General features: G+C 60.7%; 26 protein-coding genes. 13 read left to right on the plus strand and 13 right to left on the minus strand.

Annotation, left to right across the window (positions count from 1 at the left end):
• Positions 1 to 65: 65 nt before the first annotated feature.
• The 5 genes from RT21_RS06610 to RT21_RS06630 all read right to left on the minus strand — a co-directional run bounded on the left by RT21_RS06610 (position 66) and on the right by RT21_RS06630 (position 8029).
• Positions 66 to 2267, minus strand: coding sequence for a GumC family protein (locus RT21_RS06610; protein ID WP_045429127.1), 2202 nt, complete (start codon positions 2265 to 2267; stop codon positions 66 to 68).
• Positions 2267 to 2800 (minus strand): polysaccharide biosynthesis/export family protein, encoded by a 534-nt coding sequence (locus RT21_RS06615; protein ID WP_045429129.1) that lies wholly within the window; start codon positions 2798 to 2800, stop codon positions 2267 to 2269. The genes RT21_RS06610 and RT21_RS06615 overlap by 1 nt, the downstream gene beginning before the upstream one ends.
• A 42-nt stretch (positions 2801 to 2842) precedes the next feature.
• Positions 2843 to 4006, minus strand: a complete 1164-nt coding sequence (locus tag RT21_RS06620) for an outer membrane beta-barrel protein (protein WP_046162088.1) — start codon at positions 4004 to 4006, stop codon at positions 2843 to 2845.
• A 753-nt stretch (positions 4007 to 4759) separates the two neighbouring features.
• Entirely contained in the window at positions 4760 to 5596 is an 837-nt protein-coding gene (locus tag RT21_RS06625; RefSeq protein ID WP_046162089.1) for a CvfB family protein, read from the minus strand.
• 90 nt (positions 5597 to 5686) lie between these two features.
• Positions 5687 to 8029 (minus strand): glucose/quinate/shikimate family membrane-bound PQQ-dependent dehydrogenase, encoded by a 2343-nt coding sequence (locus RT21_RS06630; RefSeq protein ID WP_046162090.1) that lies wholly within the window; start codon positions 8027 to 8029, stop codon positions 5687 to 5689.
• 372 nt (positions 8030 to 8401) lie between these two features.
• Here RT21_RS06630 and RT21_RS06635 point away from each other — a divergent pair, with 372 nt between their 5' ends.
• The 4 genes from RT21_RS06635 to RT21_RS06650 all read left to right on the plus strand — a co-directional run bounded on the left by RT21_RS06635 (position 8402) and on the right by RT21_RS06650 (position 10931).
• Positions 8402 to 8581, plus strand: coding sequence for a hypothetical protein (locus RT21_RS06635; protein WP_046162136.1), 180 nt, complete (start codon positions 8402 to 8404; stop codon positions 8579 to 8581).
• Between the two features lie 96 nt (positions 8582 to 8677).
• Complete coding sequence (locus RT21_RS06640; protein ID WP_046162091.1) at positions 8678 to 9400, plus strand: RNA pseudouridine synthase; 723 nt, start codon at positions 8678 to 8680, stop codon at positions 9398 to 9400.
• Positions 9401 to 9552: 152 nt separating this feature from the next.
• Positions 9553 to 10314, plus strand: coding sequence for an ABC transporter substrate-binding protein (locus RT21_RS06645; RefSeq protein ID WP_046162092.1), 762 nt, complete (start codon positions 9553 to 9555; stop codon positions 10312 to 10314).
• Between the two features lie 77 nt (positions 10315 to 10391).
• Positions 10392 to 10931 (plus strand): hypothetical protein, encoded by a 540-nt coding sequence (locus RT21_RS06650; RefSeq protein WP_046162093.1) that lies wholly within the window; start codon positions 10392 to 10394, stop codon positions 10929 to 10931.
• A gap of 6 nt (positions 10932 to 10937) precedes the next feature.
• On the opposite strand, the gene RT21_RS06655 is transcribed toward RT21_RS06650, so the two are convergent.
• Positions 10938 to 11129 (minus strand): hypothetical protein, encoded by a 192-nt coding sequence (locus RT21_RS06655; protein WP_046162094.1) that lies wholly within the window; start codon positions 11127 to 11129, stop codon positions 10938 to 10940.
• A 190-nt stretch (positions 11130 to 11319) separates the two neighbouring features.
• Between RT21_RS06655 and RT21_RS06660 the strand changes: the two genes are divergently transcribed.
• On the plus strand, positions 11320 to 12195 hold the full coding sequence (locus tag RT21_RS06660; protein ID WP_046162095.1) for a DUF6279 family lipoprotein: 876 nt from the start codon (positions 11320 to 11322) through the stop codon (positions 12193 to 12195).
• 25 nt (positions 12196 to 12220) lie between these two features.
• On the opposite strand, the gene RT21_RS06665 is transcribed toward RT21_RS06660, so the two are convergent.
• The 4 genes from RT21_RS06665 to RT21_RS06680 all read right to left on the minus strand — a co-directional run bounded on the left by RT21_RS06665 (position 12221) and on the right by RT21_RS06680 (position 15305).
• Positions 12221 to 13195, minus strand: coding sequence for an SDR family oxidoreductase (locus tag RT21_RS06665; RefSeq protein WP_046162096.1), 975 nt, complete (start codon positions 13193 to 13195; stop codon positions 12221 to 12223).
• An 85-nt stretch (positions 13196 to 13280) separates the two neighbouring features.
• On the minus strand, positions 13281 to 14105 hold the full coding sequence (locus RT21_RS06670) for an aldo/keto reductase (protein ID WP_046162097.1): 825 nt from the start codon (positions 14103 to 14105) through the stop codon (positions 13281 to 13283).
• Complete coding sequence (locus RT21_RS06675; RefSeq protein WP_046162098.1) at positions 14105 to 14569, minus strand: VOC family protein; 465 nt, start codon at positions 14567 to 14569, stop codon at positions 14105 to 14107. The genes RT21_RS06670 and RT21_RS06675 overlap by 1 nt, the downstream gene beginning before the upstream one ends.
• A gap of 100 nt (positions 14570 to 14669) precedes the next feature.
• The gene (locus RT21_RS06680) at positions 14670 to 15305 is read right to left on the minus strand and encodes a LysE family translocator (protein ID WP_046162099.1); all 636 of its coding nucleotides are present in this window, start codon (positions 15303 to 15305) and stop codon (positions 14670 to 14672) included.
• A gap of 236 nt (positions 15306 to 15541) precedes the next feature.
• On the opposite strand from RT21_RS06680, the gene RT21_RS06685 reads away from it, so the two are divergent.
• From RT21_RS06685 to RT21_RS06710, 6 genes are all read left to right on the plus strand, one after another.
• A complete protein-coding gene (locus tag RT21_RS06685; protein ID WP_046162100.1) occupies positions 15542 to 16186 on the plus strand; it encodes a helix-turn-helix transcriptional regulator in 645 nt (214 codons plus the stop codon).
• A complete protein-coding gene (gene csgE, locus RT21_RS06690) occupies positions 16183 to 16566 on the plus strand; it encodes a curli production assembly/transport protein CsgE (RefSeq protein ID WP_046162101.1) in 384 nt (127 codons plus the stop codon). Before RT21_RS06685 ends, csgE begins: the two co-directional genes overlap by 4 nt.
• Positions 16563 to 16991, plus strand: coding sequence for a curli assembly protein CsgF (locus tag RT21_RS06695; RefSeq protein ID WP_046162102.1), 429 nt, complete (start codon positions 16563 to 16565; stop codon positions 16989 to 16991). The genes csgE and RT21_RS06695 overlap by 4 nt, the downstream gene beginning before the upstream one ends.
• Positions 16992 to 17012: 21 nt before the next feature.
• Entirely contained in the window at positions 17013 to 17849 is an 837-nt protein-coding gene (locus RT21_RS06700; RefSeq protein WP_082082124.1) for a CsgG/HfaB family protein, read from the plus strand.
• Positions 17850 to 17937: 88 nt separating this feature from the next.
• Positions 17938 to 18417, plus strand: a complete 480-nt coding sequence (locus tag RT21_RS06705; protein ID WP_046162104.1) for a hypothetical protein — start codon at positions 17938 to 17940, stop codon at positions 18415 to 18417.
• 50 nt (positions 18418 to 18467) lie between these two features.
• Positions 18468 to 19742 carry a hypothetical protein gene (locus RT21_RS06710; RefSeq protein ID WP_046162105.1) on the plus strand — a complete coding sequence of 425 codons (1275 nt, stop codon included), beginning with the start codon at positions 18468 to 18470 and terminating at the stop codon, positions 19740 to 19742.
• Between the two features lie 163 nt (positions 19743 to 19905).
• Here RT21_RS06710 and RT21_RS06715 read toward each other — a convergent pair whose 3' ends face one another.
• The gene (locus RT21_RS06715; RefSeq protein ID WP_046162106.1) at positions 19906 to 20850 is read right to left on the minus strand and encodes a class I SAM-dependent methyltransferase; all 945 of its coding nucleotides are present in this window, start codon (positions 20848 to 20850) and stop codon (positions 19906 to 19908) included.
• A 185-nt stretch (positions 20851 to 21035) separates the two neighbouring features.
• Here RT21_RS06715 and RT21_RS06720 point away from each other — a divergent pair, with 185 nt between their 5' ends.
• Positions 21036 to 21731, plus strand: coding sequence for an AzlC family ABC transporter permease (locus RT21_RS06720; protein ID WP_046162107.1), 696 nt, complete (start codon positions 21036 to 21038; stop codon positions 21729 to 21731).
• On the plus strand, positions 21728 to 22042 hold the full coding sequence (locus RT21_RS06725; RefSeq protein ID WP_046162108.1) for a hypothetical protein: 315 nt from the start codon (positions 21728 to 21730) through the stop codon (positions 22040 to 22042). The genes RT21_RS06720 and RT21_RS06725 overlap by 4 nt, the downstream gene beginning before the upstream one ends.
• Before the next feature lie 7 nt (positions 22043 to 22049).
• Here RT21_RS06725 and RT21_RS06730 read toward each other — a convergent pair whose 3' ends face one another.
• Positions 22050 to 23996, minus strand: coding sequence for a DNA topoisomerase III (locus tag RT21_RS06730; protein ID WP_046162109.1), 1947 nt, complete (start codon positions 23994 to 23996; stop codon positions 22050 to 22052).
• Between the two features lie 466 nt (positions 23997 to 24462).
• A complete protein-coding gene (locus RT21_RS06735) occupies positions 24463 to 25125 on the minus strand; it encodes a hypothetical protein (protein WP_046162110.1) in 663 nt (220 codons plus the stop codon).
• Between the last annotated feature and the right edge of the window lie 37 nt (positions 25126 to 25162).

Below are 25162 nucleotides of genomic sequence, written 5' to 3' on the forward strand. Positions count from 1 at the left end.
AGTCAATCCGGGGCGGGCCAATTGCATGGCTGGACACGCCCCGGTAAAGGATTAAACGAGCCGGATCACACCGTTTGTGGCTCGCTGTATCCGTAATGGTCGTAGTAGCCACGGAACTGACCGTTCTTCTTGGCTTTCTCGATATCGACGTGGTTGAGCACCACGCCAGTGACCGGCGCGTTGCTGTTCTGCAGCTGGCTCACGCCTTTCTGCACGTGAGGTATCAGCGTGCTGTCGGACTTGACGACGTAGATCACCGCGTCGGCGAGCGTCGACAGAACCGCGGCATCGCTGACCGCCTGGCTCGGCGGCGAATCGATGATGATGCGGTCGTAACGGCCTTTGACCACTTCAAGCAGTTTGGCGAAGCGCGGCGAAGACAGCAGTTCCAGCGGATTGGATGGCACCGCACCGGCGGCGATCATGTCCACATTGCCGACCGTATGGATGCAATCTTCGAGCTTGGCATTGCCACCGATCAGGTTGACCAGGCCAGGCGTGCCCGGCTTGAAATCGAACGCTTTGTCGAGGGTTGCGCGGCGCAGGTCGGCGTCGATCAGCAGGACACGATGCAACTGCCCCATGGCAAACGCGAGGTTGGCAGAGACCGAACTCTTACCTTCCCCCGGCGCGGTCGAGGTGATGACCAGGACCTGACGAGGCTGGCTGGCCTCGGTCAACAGCAAGTTGGTCCGGATGGTCCGTACCGCTTCGCAGAAACGCTTGTCGCCGCTACGCTCGAACAGATGGCTGACTTCCTTACGCAACTTGCGCGGCACCTGCGGGACGATACCCATGACAGGCAGACCCAGCTTGGACTCGACCTCTTCGGAGCTCTTGAAGGTGTTGTCGAGAATTTCGCGGATGATCGCCTGAGCAATACCCAGCACCAGCGCCAGGAACAACGCCACCACCAGAATTAGCTTCTTGTTCGGCGCGCTGGGTTCGGTTGGCGGGATGGCCGCATCGACCACGCGAGCATTGGTCGAACTCAGATCGGAGGTCGCGGTGGTTTCCTGCAGGCGAGTCATGAAGGTGTCGTAGAGCGCTCGGTCGCTTTCGACCTCACGCTGAAGATCACGCACTTTGAACTCTTTGCGGGAGATGTCCTGGATTCGGTCCTTGTTCTCGTCGAAAGACGCCTTCAACGAGCTTTCGTTGGCGACGGCCAACTGATAGTTGCGCTCGATGCTGGCGACGACTTGCTCGACCTGCTGCTTCAAGCTGGCAGTAGCGGCGTTCAAATCCGACCGAGCCGAAACCATCGCCGGGTGACGATTGCCGTAGCGACGCGAAAGATCTTCGACGCGCGAACGGGCATGGGCCTGGTCAGCCTTGAACTGCTGGATCAACGGATGACCCAGAACAGCCGGTACGCTGGCCAGACGCTCCCAGCCTTGGCTGCGCATGGACTGGACCTGGCGGTACTGGCTTTCGGCCTCGGCACGCTGGCGACGTGCATCGATCATACGATCACCGGTGAGCGACAGCTCGTTGGCGCTGATGGTGCCGACGCCATTGAGGTCGACCAGCCCTTCCGCGTCGAGATATGCCTGCAGGCGATCTTCCGAGGCTTGCAAGTTCTCACGCAGGGAAACCAGGCGCTCATTCATCCAGCTGGCCGCCGTCATCGACATGTCGACCTTGGCTTCCAGCTGCGCTTCGATATAGGCCTGCGCCAACTGGTTAGTGGCCTGTGCCGCAGTCAGGTTGTCGGCCATGGACACTGCGAGGTAGACCAGCTGGCTTTTGCCTTCAACCCAGACCGAAGTGCGCTCCATGAACTTCTGCGTGGCGTAATCCATGACCTCCGCTTCAGTGATCGGCTCGGGTTCTTCGCCCGTCAGCGTATCGATGAGACCACCAATATCAACCAGCGGGCCCGGCTGCTGACGCAGATCGAACTCGGGGTGCTCGGTCAGATTCAGGTCGCGCACGACACGCTCGGCAACGCCCCGGCTTTGCATCAGGCTGAGCTGCGTCTGCAGATACTCGCTGAGCTCGACGGGGGTATCGGCTGCCGGCTGGAACGACAGAACTGGTGTCCCCTTGGACTCGATGAGCACTGTAGCGACAGCCTTGTAGATCGGCGTCATGCGCGACAGCAGGAACAGCGTTAATACCGCAACGACCGCAACGAGCAGGACGATTCCCCACTTGCGCGACCAGATTGCATGCCAGATCTTTTTCAGATCTATGAAGTCGCTATCAGCCGCAGGCCCAGCGGGGCGCTGCCATGGTCGATCCGGGCGAACTGGGCTGTTCATCAGAAGAATCCTTCATCGATGTTGATCGTGTCGCCAGGGCGAACCAGGGTATTCATGGTGGCTTTCTCCTCCTCGCGGCTGCCTTGCGAGCCGCGCACGATAGTCATGCGTTTGGTCGAGGCACGCTCGGTCAGACCGCCCGCCAACGCGATGGCGCGGTCGAGTGTCAGGCCGGGCTGGAATGGATAACCGCCTGGAAGCTTTACCTCACCCGCGATGTAGAACTCGCGATAGTTGGCAACCGATACCGACACCCGGGGGTCAACCAGATAGCCATCCTTCAGCTTCTCGACCAGTAGATTGCGAACTTCGCCCGGTGTTTTGCCATTGGCATCTACCTCGCCGATGAAGGGGAAGGTGAACGTGCCGGCGTCGGTCAGACGTAGCTCTTCGAAGGTCAGGTCCGGTTCGCCATGCACATTGATGCGAATGACATCGCCCGAGCCCAACTGGTATTGCGCAGCGGCGGCGCCGGCGCTGAACGCCAGCATCAGCAGCAGTGAAAAGAGTTTGAACATGTTCGGGATGCGCATCGGCGGCTCCTCCTTAGGCACGGGTTAACGTCCTACCTGGGCTCAGAGGCTCAGGTCGAAACTCAGCAGGTAAACGTTACGGTCGTAGGTTTCCGAGCTCAGGCTGGAGTCGTTTTCCGTCCTGAGGTAGGAAAGGGTCACGTCGACCCAGCGATCCGGAGACCAGGTAACACCGGCGCCATAGCCCGTGCGTTCGTCGTCCCGGTTAATCCCTTCGTACTCGCGATCCGAGAAGCGGTAGAGCAGCTCGCTCGAGATCCGCGACGTCCACTCGTGATCCCAAGAGGCGATAGTGGTCCAGTCGTTGATGGTGCTGGCCCCGTTATCGCCTTCGTCGAAGGCGCGGCGAGAATTAATGGTGAACGCCGAATAGCTACGCGGCTTGTAGGTGACACCGACTTCCCACATGGGGCTGGTGAAGTCTTCACGCTGATCGCTGTCGAAGTCCTTGCGCTCGGCACCCAGCTTGAACGTGCCGGAGGTCTTCGAGGTCGCGTCCCAGGTAGCACCGCCAAGCAATGCCACGTTGGTGCTGTCGCGCAACGCGCTTGAGAGCTTGTAGTCGTGGTCGGTATGGCGAACTTCAACCAGCGAGCGGGTCTTGGAACCCAGCCGATGGAACCAGATGGAGTTGAACATCAGGCTGTCACGTTCTTCCGACGCATTGATGTTGCCGCTGTTGTGGTAACGACGCTGCTCGTAGTGCGTGCCGAACTCCAGCTGGTTGCGAGCAGTGCGGGCACCGAAACGATAAGCTGCCTGGGCAACGGCAGTGCTGTACTTGTCGTTCTCGGTGTTGACCTCCGTGTCGGCGGTCTCTTCCACACGGTGATAGGCAAGTCCCCAGGTCAGGCGATGCCGGGAGGTGAATTCCATGGCGCTTCTGAGCCGCAAATGGTGGTCGGTGTTGCTGGCTTCGGAATCCGAATGGAAGATGTCGCTGTTGAGCGAGTATTCGAGTTCGTATTCGCTGTTGCGATTACCTGTCCCCAGCACGAACGTTGGATTAATGCCGGTGACCCAGGACGCCTGTTCGTTGTCCGACAGGCCGCGATAGTTGTCGTCATAACTTTCTCGCACCACCAGCGTCGGGGTGAATTCGAACCCACCCAGCTGAATGTAACGGGGCTCTCGCTCGCTCTGCGCCCAACTCTGGGTAGCTGCAAGGCACAGCAGCGTTAAGCATGGAAGCGTGATCTTCCTCATATGGAATCCCTTCTCGGAGATAAATTGTTGTACATACCCGCCCTCTGGCCGCGTCGCCTGGCTGCTGTGAGGAGGCATAGACACGCAACAGACCGCAAATATCCCCGACAGTTGCACATTCGATCAGCGGGCCTCTTTTTCGATCGTCAACCGTTTTTCTCTAGCAGCAGCCCGATACATCCATTTCAAACACGCTACCGCCCCAGGCACGGCGCCTGTAACGGAACATCCGGTGACCACTCGCCCACAAGCAAGCCGCGCTCAGCAGTCGATCACTGGATCGAGCGATGGCGAAACGTAACGTTGGCTTAGGTCTTGTTATTAGCGCGGCATCGTCGTGCGTGCGGCGCGGGTCAGCGCTGATGGGCCCAGACGAACAAACAGGCACCCAGAGCAGAACAGATGGTTAAGCTCTGAACCTGCAAGACAAACACATCCCTGTCAGCATCCAGAGCGGCCTTCCCGCTAGACTCCGAGACGCCTAGAAACATCAGGGTCCCACTCTGGACCCGGCGTGAGGGCAGCGAGTTCCGTGTCGTGAGCCTGAATAAGACCAGCCGAGGATCAGCGGTCGGCAGCTGCCGCTTGATGGGATGAGACAGGATTGCAACGACCTCGATCAGATGGACGAGACGCTACAACCCTTCTCGCCAGGGGCAGCGAGCCGATGCGTCGACCCGCCATCCGGCGTCGAATAGACATACTGCTAACTGCAGCGATGCCAAGGGCGGGCGACGGGATCGCCCGGCCTGCTCAGGCGAGCTCGATACGATCAGGATGGATAACGATGCGCCCCTGCTTGTACAGGCCGCCGATGGCTTTCTTGAAGTTGCCCTTGCTGACCCCGAACAGGCGTGCGATTTCGTCTGCGGCGGTCTTGTCGCTGACGGGCAGGCTGCCCTGGTTTTCCTGCAGCTTCTGCAGAATCAGCGCCTGCAATGCATCAGCCGCCTCGCTGCCCACCGGCTGAAGGCTCAGGCTGATCTTGCCGTCCGCGCGAACTTCCTTGATGTAGCCCTTCTCGCGGATGCCGCCACGCAGGAACTTGAAGGCCTCGTTCTTGTGGATCAGGCCCCAGTGTTTGCCGTTGATGATCGCCTTGTGCCCGAGGTCGGTGGGCTCCACCACCAACAGGTCAACGGCTTCGCCAACCTTGTAGCGCGCGGGCGTCTTGTCCAGGTAACGGTCCAACCGTGCGGTGGCGGTGATGCGACGGGTGTGCTTGTCGAGGTAGACGTGAACGACACAATAATCGCCCTCGTTGAGCGGCCGCTTTTCTTCAGAGTGAGGCAGCAGCAGATCCTTGGGCAGCCCCCAGTCGAGAAACAGCCCGATCCGGTTGATCTCGGCGACTTTGAGACTTGCGAATTCGCCGACTTGCACCTTGGGTTTCTCGGTGGTCGCGATGAGCTTGTCTTCACTGTCGAGGTAAATGAAGACGTTCAGCCAGTCATCGACCTCCGTCGGCGTGTTTTTCGGAATGTAGCGGTTGGGCAGCAGGATTTCGCCATCCGGACCGCCATCCAGATAAAGGCCGAAACCGGTGTGCTTGACGATTTGCAGGCTGTTGAAGCGCCCGATTGCGGCCATGTAGCGATTCCTCTGGGACGAAGGCGGCGATTCTAGCAGGCCACCCGCTTGCCGCGTGCGCACCGCTGCGGCGCGCACGCGGCAACGCCGTTATCGCGGCAGTGCGTAGGCAATGACCGAATCCCCGGCCTTGGTGCCGAGCGACCCGTGACCGCCGGCAACGACCACGACCATCTGGCGCCCCGAACGGCTCTGATAGGTCATTGGCGTCGCCTGGCCGCCCGCTGGCAACCGTGCCCGCCAAAGCTGCTTGCCGGTGGTAACGTCATAGGCGCGCACGTAGTAATCCAGCGTACTGGAGAGGAACGCCACCCCGCCCGCAGTGATGACCGGCCCGCCCAGGCTCGGCACACCCATTTCGAATGGCAGCGGCACCGGTGCCCGGTCACGCACCGTACCGTTCTTGCGCAGCCAATGGGTTTTACCCGTGCGCAGGTCGGCGCCCGCTACGTAACCCCATGGCGGCGCAGTGCAAGGCAGACCAATCGGCGACACGAACGGCTTCAGGTCCACCGCAAACGGCGCGCCGAAGTTTTCGTTCAGGTGCGGTTCGCTGTCGGAGACGTAAGCCTTCTCGTCGTTCTCGCGCGGAATCAACGTTGAGGTGAAAGCCAGATAGGACGGAGCGCTGAACACCATCTGCCGGACCGGATCGACAGCTACCCCACCCCAGTTGAACACTCCAAAATTGCCAGGGTAGACCAGCGAACCCTGGGTCGAAGGCGGCGTGTAACGCCCTTCGTAACGCAACGAATTGAACTGGATGTGACACATCATCTGATCAATGAAGGTCGCGCCCCACAAATCGGAATCCTGCAGCTTCGGCGGCTCGTACGACAGTGCCGACACAGGTTGGGTAGCTGCGGCATAATCGCCCTTCGCGGCACCTTGCGGAGCGGGCACCTCGCGCACCGGCAACACTGGCTCGCCCGTGCGGCGATCCAGTACATAGATGTCGCCCTGTTTGGTCGGCTGAACGAGTGCGGGGACCATGCCCGACTCGGTCTGGATGTCGACAAGACTTGGCTGCGCCGGCACATCCATGTCCCAGAGATCATGGTGCACCGTCTGAAACACCCAGCGCAGCTGCCCTGTTTCCAGATCCAGCGCGACGATGGAAGACGAGAAGCGCTCACTGTTCTCGCTGCGGTTGCCGCCCCACTGATCCGGCACCTGATTGCCCATCGGCACGAACACCAGCCCCAGCTCCTCGTCAGCGCTGGAGATGCTCCAGCTGTTCGGCGTGCTCTCGCTGTAGGTTTCGCCCGGCGCGATGGGTGCGGTCTGCTCCGGATTGCCCGGGTCCCAGTTCCACTTCAGTTCGCCAGTGATTGCGTCATACGCCCGGATGACGCCAGATGGCTCGGTGGTCGAGACGTTGTCGTTGACCGCCCCGCCGACAATGACCAGATCATTAGCCACAACCGGTGGCGAGGTGGAATAGTAGAAGCCTTCCGTGACGTTCGGCATGTTTTTCCACAAATTCACCGCGCCGTTTTCGCCAAATGATTCGCAGACCTTGCCGGTCTCCGGGTCCAATGCGATCAGTCGCGCATCCGCTGTGGGCATGAACAGGCGCTGCTGACAGGCCTGTCCCTCCACGGGGGTCTCGCTGGTGTGATAGGACAGACCGCGACACGTCAGATGCTGCCGATTGGTCGAATCCGGAACCTCCGGATCGAAGCGCCAGCGCTCTTCCCCGGTCTCGGCATCCAACGCGATCACGAAGTTGTGCGGCGTGCAGATGAAGAGGCTGTCATCGATCTTCAGCGGCGTGACTTCGTAGGTAGTCTCGTTGGGATCGCTTGGACGTCGCATATCGCCGGTGTGGTAATGCCAGACCTTTTCCAGCCGCTCGACGTTGCTTGGCGTAATTTGCGCGAGCGGTGAGTAGCGCATGCCGTGCTGGGTGCGACCGTACGCATGCCAATCGCTGGCCGGCACGTTATCAGCGGTATTCACCTCGGCCGCTGGGGCAGCAGCCAAAGGCGGCGGCAGCATGCCTTTGATGTCACTGCTGTCGGAGGTCAACGCGTGCAGAGCCGTCGCGCCCCATAGCGCCACGGCGATCATCAGCGGGATTGCGCTACCGCCCCAGGCGCGCGCACCGAAGTGTTGCCAACCCAGTCGCTGGGCAATCCAGGGCGTCAGGAACCACAGCCCAAGCGGGCCAATAATGCTGGCGCGCGGTGCCAGTTGCCACCAGTCGAAGCCGACCTCGTAAATTGCCCAGCCCAGCGCGCCAAGCATTACCAGCGCGTAGACCCAAAGCGCCGCACGGCGCCGAGCTAACAGCAAAGCGCCCGTGAGCAGAAAGCCGACTGCGAGGATTGCGAAATACCAAGTACCGCCGAGCGCGATAACTTTCCAACCCCCGACAGCAAGCGCCAGGCCCAGGATGATGCACAGGATTGCACTAATGACGACCGCCACTCTCCGCTCCTTTTCCATTTTGTCCGGGGCTGGAGATGACGAAACAAATAACTTTGCCGCGAGCGTCCCCTGCCTGTATTCGTGCCGGGGCAGACGATCGCTTCGCCAGACCCGATATTGAGTGGACCGGCAGTGGGCGAGAATGCTCCCCCGTTTAGGTGAAAAATCGCAGACGCGTTCCATTGACGGCCTACGCCTGCTACCGCACCCGCTGCCCATCTTTTGAGTCCCAGGCAACGGCAATGGCAACGAGCCGGGTGAACAGGCGCAAAGCAGGAACGCACGCAGTATTCAAGGCCGGCGAAAAATCGAACAAAAATTAGCCAGATCTGTATAATGTCCGGTTCGACTGACCAAAGGAACCAGATGACGATGGCCTCCAAGACCACCACCGCCAAGCGCAAACCCGAACCCGCCAGTGAAACCAGCGAGTCGCTAGCCAACCAGATGGCAGCCTTTCTCAAGGCCGGCGGCGAAGTTCAAAAGATCCCTAACGGGGTCAGCGGCCAGACCCAAGGCCCTTCGCGCCAGATCACCATCAGCAAGAAGTAATCTCCGCAACACCTAACCTAGTAAGCGAGTCCCCACTGCTTTTAGCCGTTTGCAGTGGCTCGCCAGGTTTCTCCTTCCGAAGCACCCGAGCCTGCCATGACCGACCCGATACGCTTGTCCAAACGCCTCGCCGAGCAGATCGGCTGTTCCCGGCGCGAGGCCGAACTGTATATCGAGGGAGGCTGGGTCAGCGTCGACGGGCATATCATCGAAGCGCCCTATTTCAAGGTCGGCGAGCAGCACATTGAACTGCTGCCCGGCGCCACCGCGACTGAACAGCCGCCGGTCACGCTGCTGTTGCACAAACCCGCCGGCCAGCCCACCGCTGCAGAACCTGCTGACGTGCTGAAGCAACTTGCTGAGGCCGGCCATTGGAGCGGCGACAGCTCTCGCCAGGCACCCCGCGAACGCCATTACGCACGCCAAACCGCCCTGCTGCCGCTGGAGCAGGACATCAGCGGGCTGGTGATATTCAGCCAGCAACGCGAGGTGATCCGCAAACTGGCCGATCCACGCGACATGCTAGAGCAGGAATACATCGTCGAAGTCGCTGGCGAACCGGAGGAAGGCGGCCTGGCGTTGCTGGGCAAAGGGATCGGCCATCGTGGCAGGGTTCTGCCCAAGGCGAAGGCCAGTTGGCAGAACGAGACCCGCCTGCGCGTCGTGCTTAAGAATCCGCAGGCCGGCGATCTACGTCAGCTCTGCGAAGCCATCGGCTTGGAGATGCTCAACTGCAAGCGGATACGGATCGGCCGCCTGTCGATGGCTAAGCTGCCGGTCGGAGAGTGGCGCTTTCTCGGCGAGCATGAACGCTTCTAGCTTGGCGACGTCTCTTGCATAACCCCTGACGGCTCGCACCTGGCGATCGCTGGACTATGCTGGTGCCAATGAAACGGGATACAAAATCAGCCGCCGGCCGTCGCGCCAGGCCCTGATTGCTGCATTTCGCCATTCCGAGATACAGGATCACCATGCACAGATTCGTCCTGTTGCTGACGTTCGTTCTGTTGCCCTCGATCTGCGGGGCTCAACAACGAGTCGAGGTGTGGACGTATCATTTTTCACCACCATTCATTCTCGAAGACGGCGAGGGTCTTTCGCGTGCCTTCGTCGACCTGCTCAACAACGACGCCGCTAACAACCAGCGTTTTCGCTTCGAGCTGGTCAAATTGCCGCGCAAGCGCGTCGATATACGGTTAGCACGAGAGCGGCCTGGCGTTTTGCTCTGGGCCACTCCGAACTTCTTCACTGCCGAGCAAGCAGCCAACGGCAAATGGTCGGGGCCGCTACTGATCGATCAACAGGACTTTGTTTCGCTGCCCGATGCCCCCTTCGAGTATGAAAACCCCGAATCGCTACACAACCTTGTCTTGGGAGGCGTGCTCGGGCACCGATACGAAGGGCTCGAAGCGGATATCGCCAGCGGTGCAATCAAGCGCCAGAACGCCCAAGGCGACCTGCAAAACATCGAGAAGCTGCTGTCAGGTCGCATCGGCACTTTGCTGATCCCCCGCTCTACCCTGCTCTACTACCGGAAAGAGAAAAAGCTCCAGGATTTGTACGTCTCGAATACGCCGCTGTACCAGTTCACTCGGCATCTGTGGGTCGCCGATGCGCTTGGTCAAGCTGCCACCCAGTATCTCGCCCGATTCGTGGAGAACTTGCCAGAGAACCCCGAGTGGCAGATCCTCCTGTTTCATTACGGACTGCAGCCCATTGCCACTGCGCAGTAAAACAGGCTGAACAGTTATGCCATACGCGGGTCAGAACACGCGCTGACACACTAAATAATAGAGAGAACAAGGCAGCAATGAAGAACGCACTGGTGATCGGACTGCTCGTTGTGCTGGGCGGCTGCGCCTCTCAGCCATGTGACCAAGATGGCAGCGACGGCAGTTGCCGCGCGGAGCGGCTGCTCTATCAGAACGATTTGCTGCAGGCCAAGATCCTCATTTCCATCGGCGACGAAAACGGCTATGAACTCGCCGATGCGCTGCTCGAGCGTAGCGCTCGCCTTGATGAACGAGGCGAGACCGAGTTCTACCAGGCGCTGCTGTTGATCCGCCAGGGCCCACAACCGGAACAGGTCCTGCGCCTGCTCGAACAGGCCAGCGCCAAGGGCCACCCGCACGCCGTAGCGCTGCTATACAAAATCTACCAGGAACCCTACCTGCTGGATGAGCGCAACGCGGTCAAGGCCGAAGAATATCGCCAGGCCTATGCCGGGCTGGACGTTGCGCAGAGCGGCTATCCATCGTTCGAGAAAGCTTTGGAGCTGGTTTCCCAGCTCGTCGAGCCGCCTCCCCCGCTCCCCGAAAGAAACGATCCCTGCGCTACTCAATGCCTCTGACAGCTATCACTGTGGCGTAGGTGTTTGCGAGATCTTGGGGTCTTGCTCCCCATCCAGCACTGCCTGCGCTTCCGCTTCGGTGGCGTACGGGCCGGCAATCGTTTGCCCATCGATCTCGACCACCCAACAGGTGACCCAGGTTGGCCGCCAACCCTGAGGTACTTCATCTCCGGTCAGATGCTTGATCGTGCGTTGCATATTCACCTCCGCTATTTGCTGTCAGCTTCCGAGCGTCGCGCTTGCGGCGCTCTCTTGAATTAGGACCACAACCGCCGGCGTTTTCTCGCAGAAACAAGCCGTTGCTGTTTCGCCTCGAACTGACGAGGTACTTGCGGCTCTACAGAACAACGCAACCGAAACCCGTTCCGACATCCCGACGAGGACTGCAATGCAGATCAGGCAGGTGCTTGGGCGTAAATCGATTCTGGTCCTGCTGGCGTGTGCCGTTGTGCTGACCGGCTGCAGCCGCATGAATTTGGCCTACCGAAACCTGGATCTGCTGATCCCCTGGTCGCTCAACGATTACCTGGACATGAATCATGACCAGCAGACGCGCTTTCGTACGCAGCTGCGGGAGCACATCAGCTGGCACTGCCGCACTCAGCTACCCGGCTATCTGGATCTCATCGAGCGCGTGCAGGCTCAGGTCCGCCGGGGCTCGCTGAATGAGTCCGCGCTACGAGCACATTATGTGAACGCCCAAGAGGCGATTCAGACGATCGCGCTAGAAATCACCCCAACTACCGTTCAACTGCTCCGCGACCTTGAAGACAGGCAGGTGCGTGAGCTGGACGATCAGTTTGAGAAAGACCTCCAGGAGCGCGAGAAGAAATACTTGGAACCACCGGTGGACCAGCAAATCCGTAAGCGAGCCGACCGTATGCAAGAACGCGTCGAGCAATGGTTAGGCAAAGCCAGCGCAGCTCAACGCCAACGCATCCAGGAGTGGGCTAGAGCGCTTAGCGAGCAGAATCAGCTCTGGCTCGATAACCGCGCCCAGTGGCAGCGATCACTGGTCGACGCCGTTCGCAACCGGGAACAGGCAAATTTTGACGAGCGCATCGCCCGGCTGCTTCAAGACCGTGAGGTCTATTGGACAGCGCCCTATCGCGCCGCCTTCCCGGCCGTCGAACAGGCCACAATCGACTTGGTGATCGACCTGTACGACATGGCCGACGCGACCCAGCGTCGTCATCTTGATGAGCGTCTGCAGGATATGAGGCGCGACCTCAGCTCGTTGGATTGCCTGCCGGCGACTCGCTGACCAGCCGCCGCCGGCATATGAAACGCTAACGGCGCCGGCGAGCCAGTAGCAGCCCGACTACGCCCGCTGCGGCAATACCCCCGGCTAGTAACAAACTGCGCTGCGGCTTTTCATCACTGCGCCAGCCACCATCGATTCGACGCTCGCCCAACGCCGGATGGAACAGGTTGCCCGAGGACGGCGCGACACGGTCGGCACGGCCCAAGGCAGCACCGGTCAGCAGGCCGGACAAGCGGTCAAAGCCTGGCGTAATGAAATGGGCGAAACGAAGCAGCGTCGCCGTCAGCCCAACGGATGTCGTATGCCGCGGATGCAGGGCGAGACTGACCATCGCATCGGCCACCTGACGGGGATCGCACAGTGGCGGTGGCGGCTGCAGCGAGCGACCGGCGAAATTGCCGCCGTCCCGGAAACCGGGGGTATCCACCATCGAGGGATACACATCGCAGACATGAATGCCCGGCCACTGCGCCAGCTCGCCACGCAGCGCATGGGAAAACCCGCGCAGCCCGAATTTGCTCGCCGAGTACGCCACCGCGTAAGGCTGCGGTACCCAGCTACCCACCGACTGCGTATTGATCAGCACGCCGCCGTGCTGCTGTTTGAAATACGGCAGGACGACATGTGCCCCGCGCAGATAACCTATCAGATCCGTCTGCACGACCTGCTCGTGCGCATCCATTGGCGTCTCGTCGAAGGCCCCGACAGCACCGACCCCGGCGTTATTGATCCAGATATCGATACGCCCGCGGCCAAACTCGGCCGCCGCGCTGGCCAGTTGCTCGACCGAATCGCTGAGCGTCACGTCGGTGGGCACCACCAGCGCCTCGGCTCCCAAAGCGCGGCATTCATTGGCCACTTCGTGCAGCGCTTCCTCGTCGCGCGCTGCCAGGACCACCCGGGCCTGCTCACGCGCAAACGCCTGTGCTGCTGCGCGGCCGATACCGCTGGAGGCGCCAGTGATGACCACCACCACGCCGTCGAGTCTGGACTCGCTCATGTTCGCTTCTCCGGTTTGCTGTCAGTCATAAGCTGACAGCTACCGCGAGACAAACATTCCCCCGCCTCGTCCAGCAAGCGGAGTTTCAGACCATCTGCAATGGGCGTGGGCGCGACGGGGGCGGAAAGGCCTTGTCGAGCAGGGCCAGGTCATCGGCGTGCAACGTCAGCTCCGCCGCGCTGGCGTTTGCTCGAAGATGGGTCGGGTTTGATGACTTTGGAATCACCAGCACGTTGGGCTGACGCAGCGCCCATGCCAGTGCTATCTGGGCAGGCTGTGCGTTATGCCGTTGGGCCACTTCCAGCATCGTCGGGTGGCGCAACAGATCCCCGCCCTGTCCTATCGGGCAGTAGGCCATGACGGGCATCCCCTGCGCCTGACACCAAGGCAGCAGATCGAATTCGATGCCCCGCTCCTGCGGGTTGTAGAGCACCTGATTGACAGCACATTCCGGCGCATCCAGCTCGCGCATGTCGTCCAGATCCAGGTTGGACACACCCCAACGGCGAATCTTGCCCGCGTCCTTCAATCGCTCGAACGCTTCGACCGTTTCCGCCAGTGGATACTGCCCGCGCCAATGCAGCAGATACAGGTCGAGGCACTCGGTGCCCAGCCGCCGCAGGCTGCGCTCACAGGCTTCGGGCACGCCTTTGCGGCTGGCGTTGTGCGGATATACCTTGCTGACCAGAAAGACCTGATCGCGGCGATTGCGGATCGCCTCGCCGACCACCTCTTCAGCACCGCCTTCGCCATACATCTCTGCGGTGTCGATCAGCGTCATGCCCAGCTCGATGCCCAGTTGCAGGGCGGCTACCTCATTGCTGCGCTCGGCCGGGTTTTCACCCATGTGCCAGGTGCCTTGCCCCACTACGGGAACGCTAGCGCCGTCGGCGAATTTGAGGTTACGCATCAGCAGTCCCCCCGCGGTGCGTTCTGCTCGGCAACCGGCTCGGCCCACGGATCGTAGGTGCCGAAGTTCCACAGATGCCCCTCAAGGTCGCGACAACTGAAACCACGACCGCCATAGTCCTCGTCCTTTAGCTCGACAACGATCTCCGCGCCGGCGGCCTTGGCCTTGGTATAGAGGGCATCGGCACTGTTGACGATCACATAGTTGCTTTGGGTAGAGACGCCACCGACTTCGTCCGGCTGCCTGACCTGGCGGCCGTAGTCCGAATCGGCCACCGGCCCCAGCATCAGCATGCCGCTGCCAAAACTGAGCTGCGCGTGAATGACCCCGACTTGCGCGTCTTCGACTACGCGCTGCTGCTCGAAATCAAAAACCTGGCAAAGCCATTTCAGCGCTGCGGGCACATCCCGATAGCGCAGACAGGGAATGAGATTGGAGGTGGTGTTCTTGCTGTACAGAGACATGAGCGCTCCTTTCGGTTGCCGCGGCTGCGCCTATAAAAGCGTACCGCATACCCTTCAGACCGAAACCGGGGCTGACGTTCCCATACATGGGTCCGGACGCTTATGTACGCTCAGCCAAGCCGAGGCGAATCCCCAGACCGATCAAGACCGAGCCGAGCACGCGGTCGATCCACTGACTCAAGCGACGGTTACCACGCAACGCCGAGCTAGCCCGAGCCGCCAGGAAAACCATGGCGCATTCCACAATCACCGCCACCAGCACAACCAGCACGCCTAGTACCAGAAGCTGCAGAGCTATCGCGCCTTGGTCGGGCCGTACGAACTGTGGCAGAAACGCCATAAAGAAAATGGCCGCTTTCGGATTGAGCACGTCGACGAGGATGCCTTGGCGATAAGCTTGCCAAAGGGTGACCTTCGGAGCCGCTTTGAGGTTGAGCGCTGCGGCCGACCCGGCAGAGCGCAATGCCTGAACGCCGAGATACAGCAAATAGACCGCACCCACATACTTGACCACAGCGAAGGCCAGCGCCGAGGTGGCGAGAATGGCGGATATCCCCAGCGCAGCCGCCGCGACGTGAACCAAGGCACCGCTGCAGACGCCGCACACTGAGGCCACACCGACCCGGCGCCCGCCGGACAGTGTGCGCGACAGCACGAACAACAGATCTGGCCCTGGCGAGAGATTCAGTGCCAGTGCGGCCGAGAAAAACACCAGCCAGAACGTTGGATCGGACATCGCCTGCTCCCATTGCCCGCGAAAAAAGACCAATAAATATAGTCCAGCATGCATCTGTCTGCCACCACCCGCGTTCGCTAGAGCGATGTGGCTCGTCGGAAAACAGTCACCATTTCGCAACAATGACTTTTTATTGTCACCGCTCTGAACTATCTTTTCCCGAGCAATGTCAAAGCGCCAGTCCCGGCAAGGATCACGGGCGCTACTCCCCAGTCACTTCTGCAAAGGATATGCATATGCTCGATGAATCCCCTGCGGTCGTCGCTTCTTCTCGTCTTGTCCTGCTGTCCAATAGCGAATTGCTGGACGGCTTGCTCCATCAACATCTCCACGGTGGACCACAGTTGCGTCTGACGCGCAGTAGCACATTTCGTCCAGGCGTAAACGACGCGGACCTGGTTCTGCTCGACGTTGGCAGCTTCACGGAAGCTGATTGTTTGCGCCTGCTCCGGCAGCTGCGCGACACCCCAACCGCGTTGATCAATGCCCAAGCTGACCAGGCGCGCGGTCTGCTGGTACAGCACCCGTGGATCAAGGGCGTGTTCTACCCGAACACCAGCCGCGCTAATTTTAGCCGCGGCATCAGCGTCATGCTCGACGGCGGCGATTGGCTGCCACGTGCGCTGATGGAAAAGCTGCTGGGCCGCTACCGCCAAATCACCCATGCCTCGCGTGCCATCGACGACCTGTCGGTACGGGAAAAACAGATCCTGGCACTTGCCGGCAAAGGTCTTTCCAATTCCGAAATCGCCGAGTCCCTGCATCTGAGCACCCATACCATCAAAAGTCATATCCATAACGCCTTGGGCAAGTTGGGTGCCTCCAACCGCGCACAGGGCGCATCGCTCGTGTTGGGGCATGTCGGCGAGGCCGGGATATGAAGATGGCCTGCCTGGGTCTGATGCTGCTGCTCAGCATCCAGGCCTATGCCGACGAGGCCGAGCTCAAGGGGTTCATCACCAACAACACGGTTTCACGCTCCGGCCAGGAGTTCTACCGCAAGTTTTGTGAACGTCTCAACGACACCAGCGCATTGGATTTCAACCTGGCCGTCAAAGAGCGCCCCTCGGCGCGCTGGGGGATTCTGGTCTGGGTGGAGCAGAACAACCAGCCGCTGTATCGCCGCTTTCTGCAACCGAACGTCAGCGACATGGAACAGACCGCCTATGAAGCGGCGGATTTCGTGCTGCAGGAGATAAACCGTAGGAAAGTCGAAGCACTATTCGAAGACACCATTGACCTCGCGAAGGATGAGTTATGAACCGGCCACAACAAAAAATCACCGGCGTCTTCCTGGCCGGATTGCTGCTTAGCTCCGGCCTCAGTGCCACCGAACTGGTGTACACCCCAGTGAATCCATCATTTGGCGGCAGCCCCCTCAACGGTGCATGGCTACTGGGCAGTGCCCAGGCACAGAACGACAAGAAGGATCCGGATGCCTTCGATCGCGGGTCACTGACCGGCACCTCGGCGCTTGACCGTTTCACCAGTCAGCTCGAATCGCGACTCCTGTCCAACCTGCTCAACACGCTAGACGATCCGAACGGTGGCTCGCTGGAAACCGATGATTTCCTGATAAACGTCGTAAACCTCGATGGCAACCTGACAGTGCAAATCACCGATAGGTTGACCGGCGAAGTTTCCGAAATTGTCGTCAATGGCTACGGCGCCGCAGCCATCAACTAACTCGCAGGGAGAGCAAAGGCCATGAGAAGCCTATTCGTAGCCATCGGGATGATGGCCGTTCTACAGGGCTGCGCGGTACGCGAGCCAATGTCGGCGGACCAGGAAACCCCAACACTGACACCACGCACTTCGACCTATCAGGACCTGCTCGAGCTGCCTCGCCCTCGAGGCCCGCTGGTAGCAGCAGTCTATGGCTTTCGTGACCAGACCGGGCAATACAAGCCCAGCCCCGCCAGCTCCTTTTCCACGGCGGTAACCCAGGGCGCAGCGAGCATGCTGGTCGACGCCATGCAGGCGAGCGGCTGGTTCATCGTGCTCGAGCGTGAAGGTCTGCAGAACGTGCTGACCGAGCGCAAGATCATTCGTGCATCACAAGCCAAACCGGACGTAGCGCCGAACATCCAATCCGAGCTGCCGTCGCTGCTGGCCGCCAACATCATCATGGAGGGCGCCATCGTCGCCTACGAAACCAACGTGCGCAGTGGTGGGCAAGGTGCTCGTTATCTGGGCATCGGCATATCGCAGGAATATCGGGTCGATCAGGTCACGGTCAACCTGCGCGCCATCGACGTTCGCAGCGGCCAGGTGCTATCCAACGTGATGACCACCAAGACGATCTATTCCATCGGACGCAGCGCCAACGTCTACAAGTTCATCGAATTCAAGGAGCTGCTCGAAGCCGAGGCCGGCTACACCACCAACGAGCCGGCGCAGCTTTGTGTGCTGTCCGCCATCGAGGCGGCGGTTGCACACCTCATCGCCCAAGGCGTCGATCGGCGCCTGTGGCAGACCGCAGACAGCTCTCCGGCGGTCGACGCTCAATTGGCGAAATACCTCAGCACGTCAACCAATCCATAGCAAACGAAGCGGTTTCAGCCGTTCGATGGATTTGCCAGATCGCGGTTTAGGTCAGGATGACCTACCGCGACTTAACCAGGGATGACTGATGATCGACGCGCAAAGGATTGCTTGCAGAGCAGTGCTGTTACCGCTGCTCTTCGCAGCACTAGTCAGCCCCACCCTGCTCGCCGCCAGCCTTCCGGACTCGCTCGATCTCGCGCCTGACGAAATCGCCTCCAGTCGGCCTAACGCAAACGCACCGACACAAACCGAAACCGGCTCCCCAACCCGCAACCTGGCGTTCCTCGCCCAGGCTGGGGACAGACTGAGCGGAAATATCAGCCAGACAGGCAATGCACTGGAAGCCTTCATTCTCCAGAGCGGCTATGCGCTCGAAGCATCCATCGAGCAGCACGGCAGCCATAACCAGGGATTGATTGTTCAGTCGGGCAGCTACAACCAGGCCCGAATTGAACAGTACGGCGCGTACAACGACGCGCAGATCGAACAGACCGGCACTGGGCATAGCAGCAGCGTCACGCAGCATGGCCGGGGTCTGAGCGTGCTGGTCCGCCAGTACCGCTAAAAAAGCACCACCAGGAAGTACCGCTGAAAACATTTCATGGAGAGACAACAATGTTCAAGATCAAACCCCTAGTAGCTGCCCTGCTGACCGTTGCCGCCGCTCAGGCTATGGCGGCCGATCACACGTCCGAACAACGCCAGAACGGCGTCAACAATGTCGCCGAGGTCATCCAGAGCTACGGCAGCTCCAACGCAGCCAAACAAGTGCAGAGCGGTTGGGGCAACGACGCGATGGTCGAGCAGACCGGCTCCTTGTCTTCCTCTGCCCTGCAGACCCAGACCGCCAATTTCAATGAGGCAAACGTCAACCAGACCCTGGCGATCAACAGCCGCTCCGTGCAATGGCAGTATGGCCACTCGAATGAAGCCAGCGTCAGCCAGAGCGGCACCTGGGGCAGCAGCGCCGAACAGCGCCAGCGCGGCCAGGACAACACTGCCAATACTGAGCAGGGCGCCAGCTATGGCGCCGAAGCGTTCACCAAGCAGGAAGGCAACGGCAACTCAGCGACCAGCTACCAGTACGCAGTCAATGGCAGCAAAAGTTCGCTGTATCAGGACGGCAACCTCAACGAGGGTACCGTTAGCCAGACTTTGAGCGCCGGTGATCGCGCCCTGATCGATCAGCTGGGCGACCAGAACATGGCTGACGTGATGCAGACCTGGAGCAATGGCTCGGTAGCCGAGGTTGAGCAAATCGGCACGGCGAACAATGCCGATGTGTATCAAACCGGACGCCATCAAGAGGCCTACACCTACTCAAGTGGCGACTACAACAGAGTGAATGTCGACCAACGCGGCAGCAATCAGAACGGCTTCGTGTATCAGCAGGGCAACCTGAACAAGGCAACCCTCGATCAGCGCGGCAATGGCAACACGGCTACTGCCAACCAAACTGGCCTCGATAACGCAGCCGCGATCGACCAGAACGGACGCGGACAGATCGCCAAGGTCGACCAGCGCGGCGGCTACAACCAAGCCGAAGTCGAGCAGCAAGGCAAATACAACGAGCTGAACTTCACCCAGTCGGACGTCGGCAACATCCTGGTGGCGCATCAGGAAGGTGACAGCAACCGCATTACTGGCTCTAGCACGGGTGTCAACAACAACGTCGACATCGACCAGGACGGCGATTTCAACATGGCCAGCGTCAGCCAGAACGGTTTCTTCAACGAGGCAGACCTGGTCCAGAACGGCCAGAGCCATGCCGCTACGGTCATGCAGAGCGGTAGCAACCACACCGCAGACGTCATGCAGAGCGGTATCGGCAACACCGCGTTGATCAGCCAGGCAGGCCTCAAAAACATGGCTATCGTCAGCCAACACTGACATCGCAGCAGCCAAAACTGCCGGCCGTGTGCCGGCAGTTTCGTTTCCATCTCACATCGCCTAATCCGGCTATAGGCGCCACCGGAGCTATTCGCCAAACCATACGCCAGCGCCAGGGCCTGTCTGTTGGCGTTGTTTCAGCCCTAGACTCGGATCGCTGCGTCTATGACGAGCGACGAGTGAAAACCAAAGCCTTGAGGCCACTGTCGGGGCTGATGTCGGGGAACTCTGGCGGGTTTTCCAGGCGCTCCTGAAACACCAATTCCGGCGTTTCGGTCGCCATCCCCTGGATAAGAAAATCTGGACCGGTATCCGGGTCATTGATGCAGGCCAGCACCGTCCCGCTTTCGGTGAGCAACTCGGGCAGACGCCTGAGAATCTTTTGGTAATCGCGGCTCAGCGCAAAGCTGCCCTTTTGAAAGGACGGTGGGTCGATGATGACCAGATCGTAAGGGCCGGTCTTCTTGACCTTACCCCAGGACTTGAACAGCTCGTGGCCGAGGAAACTGACCCGACTGAGGTCATGCTCGTTGAGCCGATGGTTGTCCCGTCCACGGCTGAGCGCCGCGCGCGCCATATCCAGGTTCACCACGTGTTCCGCGCCGCCGGCAATGGCTGCCACCGAAAAACCGCAGGTATAAGCGAACAGATTGAGCACACGCTTGCCGCCCGTCTGCTGGCGGACCCAGCGCCGGCCGTAGCGCATGTCGAGAAACAGCCCATTGTTCTGTTTGATGCCCAGGTCGAGCTTGTAGCGAAGGCCATCCTCGGTGATCACCCACTCCTCGGGCGGCTCTCCAAGCAGCGGCTGCATATGACTGTCGGGCAGGTAGCGGTGCTGCAGCAGTAGGGTATGCGCCCCGCTCGATTGCCAAGGCTGTGCCTCGGTCAGCGCCGACAGCATCCCGATCAGCGCCTCCAGTTCTTCGGCAGCTGGCTCGCGAAACAACGAAACCAGCACCACGCCCTGCAGCCAATCCACCGTGACGTGCTCGAGCCCAGCCCAGCAGCGCCCGCGCCCATGAAAGAGCCGGCGGGTTTCGTCCGGCACCTGGGACAAGGCTTGGCTGAGGTGCTGCTGGAGGGTCGCGAGGGCATCTGGCTGCATGTTCAATCGTCTCGAAAAAGGCGCGCGCATTCTAAACGCGAATGGGCACACCTGCTGGGGCGATGGACAACCAGGCGGACCTCGCTTGCTGGCTACCGCAGCCGAGACAGCAACGAAGCGCCCCGTCTAGACTGTTCGGCCCGGTGCGATGAGCGCACCCGTCGAGCCATCAAGGACAGCGACAGATGGAAGCCTCCGCATACCGACCCGTCGACGCCCTGCGCCGGGTCGCACCCGCCGCGCTGGCGATCATCCCGGTCAGCCTGTTGTTTGGCGTGCTGGCCGGCCGCTCGGACTGGAGCCCGCTGGAAGTCGCCCTGATAGGCCTGCTGGGGTTCACCGGCAGCGGTCAGTTTGCCGTGCTGCCGCTGGCCGATTCTGGCGCCGGGTTCATCACCATGCTGCTGCTCACCGCCTCGATCAACAGTCGCTACCTGCCAATCGCCTATGTATCGGCCTCACGGCTGCCGCGGACCTGGGGGCTGCGCGCGCTCCTCGCTCATATGCTGGGTGACGAGGCCTATGCCACCGAAAGTGAACAGGACAGCTGGGCATCGCTGGCAGTGATCCGCGCCACGCTGTTCCTCACCTGGGTGGTTGCCGGCGTGGCAGGTGCGGTCATCGGCAAACTGATCCCGGCGAACTGGCTCGCCGCCGACCTGAACCTGGGCTTCCCGGCAAGCGTCGTGTTGATGTTCCTCTCTGCCAGCCAGCTTCGCTCGCGCCTGCCCCAACTCAGCGTCAGCAAGGTTCGTTTGTTGCTGGCCGTCGCGCTCTGCACGCTGATCGCCGTGGCGCTGATCATGCTGCTCGGGCCGCTGTATTTCTGGATTCCCAGCGTGCTGCTCGCCACCTGCGTACTGGCGCGGGTGCGCTCATGAACACGTCCGTGCTGCTGGCCATTGCGGCGCTGTTCGCCACCAGTTGCCTGGTGCGCATCCTGCCGGTGTTCGTCACGCTCGACCTGAGTGACGCGACCCGGCGCATTCTTGAGCGCGTGCTGCCGACCGCCGTGTTCATTAACTTCGCGGTGTACATCCTCTACAGCGAGGCCGCCAAGGCACCGCTCGCCGCCACCGTTGCATTGGCGCTGGTAGCGGGCATCACTGTGGCGACACGGCTGGGGCTGATCGTCACGGCTGCGCTGGGTAGCGCCTGCTATTACCTCTTGCAGACCTGGTTTGCCGGATAGCAGACCGTCATGCGGGGCTGGGTGACTTTGCAGCGCGGCGCGCCTTGGGTGCGGCTTTGCGGCCCGCGCCCTTGCGCTTTTTCCAGGGTGCGCCGCGACCGGCTGGCGCGGCGGGCCCGCTGATAGTTAGGCGAACGCCCTTACAGCGCTCGACCTGCTTGCTCATCCACGCCGATTGCTTGCTGACGAATTCATCCAGGCTCATCTCCCCGCTTTGCACCATGTCTAGCGCCTGCTCCCAGATCGCCGTGGTGCCTGGGTCGGCGATGGCACGCGGGACTGCGTCGATCAGGCTGAAAGCCGCCGGCGTCGCCGCCAGAGCCTTGCCCTGCTTGGTCAGGTAGCCACGATCGAGCAACCCCTGAATGATCCCCGCACGCGTCGCCTCGGTGCCGATGCCCGTGGTGTCCTTGAGCTTCTGCTTCAGCTTGGGATCGTCCACCAGCTTGGCCACGTTCTTCATCGCCTTGATCAGATCACCTTCGGTGAAGGGCTTGGGCGGCTGCGTCCAGAGGTCCTTGAAGGTCAGGTCGTGGATCGGGCATATCTGCCCTTCACGCAACGACGGAAGTGTCTGTGGCCCTGGCGCCTCACGGCCGCGATTGGCCGCCAGCGCCTCGGGCAAGGCGCGCTTCCAACCCGGCTCGACGATCTGTTTGCCGACGGCCCGCAGTGCCTCGCCAGCACAGTCGAAGTCAGCCTGGGTGCGATCGTATTCATGCGCGGGCAGAAACTGCGCCAGATAACGCGCCCGGATCAGCGTATACACCGCCCGCGGTTTGCCCGACAGCCGCTCGAAGGCGCGAGCCGCCGCCGTGGGGATGATGCCGTGGTGCGCGCCGACCTTGGCGTCATTCCAGGCGCGCGACTTACGCCGGGGCTCGAGGCGCGGCGCGAGCTCGCCGAGCGATGGATCGGCCTGCGCCAATGCGGCCAAAATGCCCGGTGCTTCGCTGTGCTGACTCAACGGCAGGTAGCCACAATCGCTGCGCGGATAGGTGATGAGCTTGTGGGTTTCGTAGAGCGCCTGGGCGATATCCAGCGTTTCCTGAGCACCCAGGCCGAGCTTCTTCGAGCAGACTTCCTGCAGGGTGCCCAGATCGAACGGCAACGGTGCCGCTTCGCGCATGCGTTCGGTCTTGAGTCGTTGCAACCGAGCGCTGCCCGCCGCGCGCATGGCCTCGGCCGCTCGCTGCGCCAACGCCTGGTCAAGACAACGCCCCTGGTCATCGCTGTGCGCCTCCGGCGCGCGCCACTGCGCGGTAAAGGGCACCGGATCGTCACCCAAAAGCTGCACCTCGATGGCCCAGAATGGCTGCGGTACGAAGTCCGCAATGCTGCGGTCACGGTCGACCACCAGCCGCAGCGTCGGCGTCTGCACCCGACCAACCGGCAGCACTCCCTGGTAGCCGGACTGCCGCCCAAGCAGGGTGAACAGTCGACTCATGTTCATGCCGATCAGCCAATCGGCGCGGGAGCGACCCAAAGCCGACTGATAGAGGTTGAAGGTCTCGGCACCCGCGCGCAGACCGTCAAGGGCCTTGCGAATCGAAGCGTCATCCAGCGCCGATAGCCACAGTCGCTGGATCGGCCCTCGGTAACGGCAATGCTCCACCAGTTCGCGGGCTATCATCTCGCCTTCGCGATCGGCGTCGGTGGCGATCACCAGTTCACTGGCTTCGCCCAGCAGCCGTTTCACGGCCTTGTACTGGCTGGCGGTCTTGGGCTTGACCAGCATCTTCCAGCGCTCGGGCACGATCGGCAGATCAGCCAGCACCCAGCGCTTGTAACGCGCGTCATAACTGTCCGGCGGTGCGGTTTCCAGCAAATGGCCGATACACCAGGTGACGGTGACGCCAGCACCAAGCCAGCAACCATCGCCCCGCCGAGAGGCGCCGAGCACCTGAGCGATATCTTTGGCTTGAGAAGGTTTTTCGCAGAGAAACAGCCGCATCACGTTTTCACTGGGTCGTTTGCCATGCTGACTAGCATGCGCAGCGACAACGCGGCAGGCAAGATTTATCTGTATGAATATACAGGCCAAGGATGATGATAGCGGTGAAATCCAGTGTGGATGGAACGACAAAGATCTTCTTTCAGCTAGCAACAGCCACTCAACAGTTCTCAGGGATGCTAGCAAGGCCTATGAGAGGTAGAGCTTGCCAATTGTTTACGTGCAAGCGATTAGGGAGTCATTGCACGTAACAAGACAACTTGCCATTTCTTAGGCGTGAGAATGACCGTGACTTTCTATCTCAGATTGGTTCTCCGGCTCGCTGTCGCCACATGCCGACAGCAGACCTAACAGACAAACCAGCAGCAGGGAGCGGCTCTGCGTAAAAAAGCTGTTCATCATGCATTCCTTCAATCTTGATCTTGGATGTAAAAGCCCCAGCGCCTAGACGCTGGGGCTATTTGTCCTAGATAACGCGTTTGACGCTCAGGTACTCACCCTTGGTCTTCAGCGTAATCGTCACGTCGCTGTTGCTTCGGTTGCGCCAGAACCAGCCATGGGTGCCATCGAAGATGGCAGTGAATTCGCCTTTATCACCTTTGACCTGCTTGGCCTTGCTGTAGCTGTGGTAATAGCCCTTGGGGCCGTTGTAGGGCTCGCCATGGGTGTCGTGATTGACCGGAACGCCATCGGTTGCCCATTCGTAGCTAACCGTGGCCTTGTCCACCATCTCCAGCTTGATTTCACTGGCCTCGCCCGGCTTCAGCGTGACAGTCATTTCATCAGTCTTTAGGGCTTGCTGTGGCTCTGCTACCGGCTCAGCCACAGGTGCTGTCGCAACCTGCTCGTGGGGTGCCACCTGACCAGGCGCGGGGGCTTTTACGACCAGGGTCGCCGCTGGCTGAACAGCTGCATCCGCAGCCGCTTCTTCGGCCAGTACCTCCTTCATTTCACCCATCTGGGTCAGGCCAAGTACGCGGCCGACGCCCGTTGGGTCGATGGCGTACTCAGAAGGCATCACCACGGCGACGAGCAACGCAGCCGCAACACCCATTGCGATCACAGTGGAGCGCAGCAGCTGGCGGCTAGTCGGCAATTCACTCTGGGTTGGAAGCTTGGTATTGAACATTCTGCAAATTCCTTACTGAGAGACGATCAGGCCGGTG

This window comes from Pseudomonas sp. 10B238 (assembly GCF_000970615.1).
GTDB lineage: Bacteria > Pseudomonadota > Gammaproteobacteria > Pseudomonadales > Pseudomonadaceae > Stutzerimonas.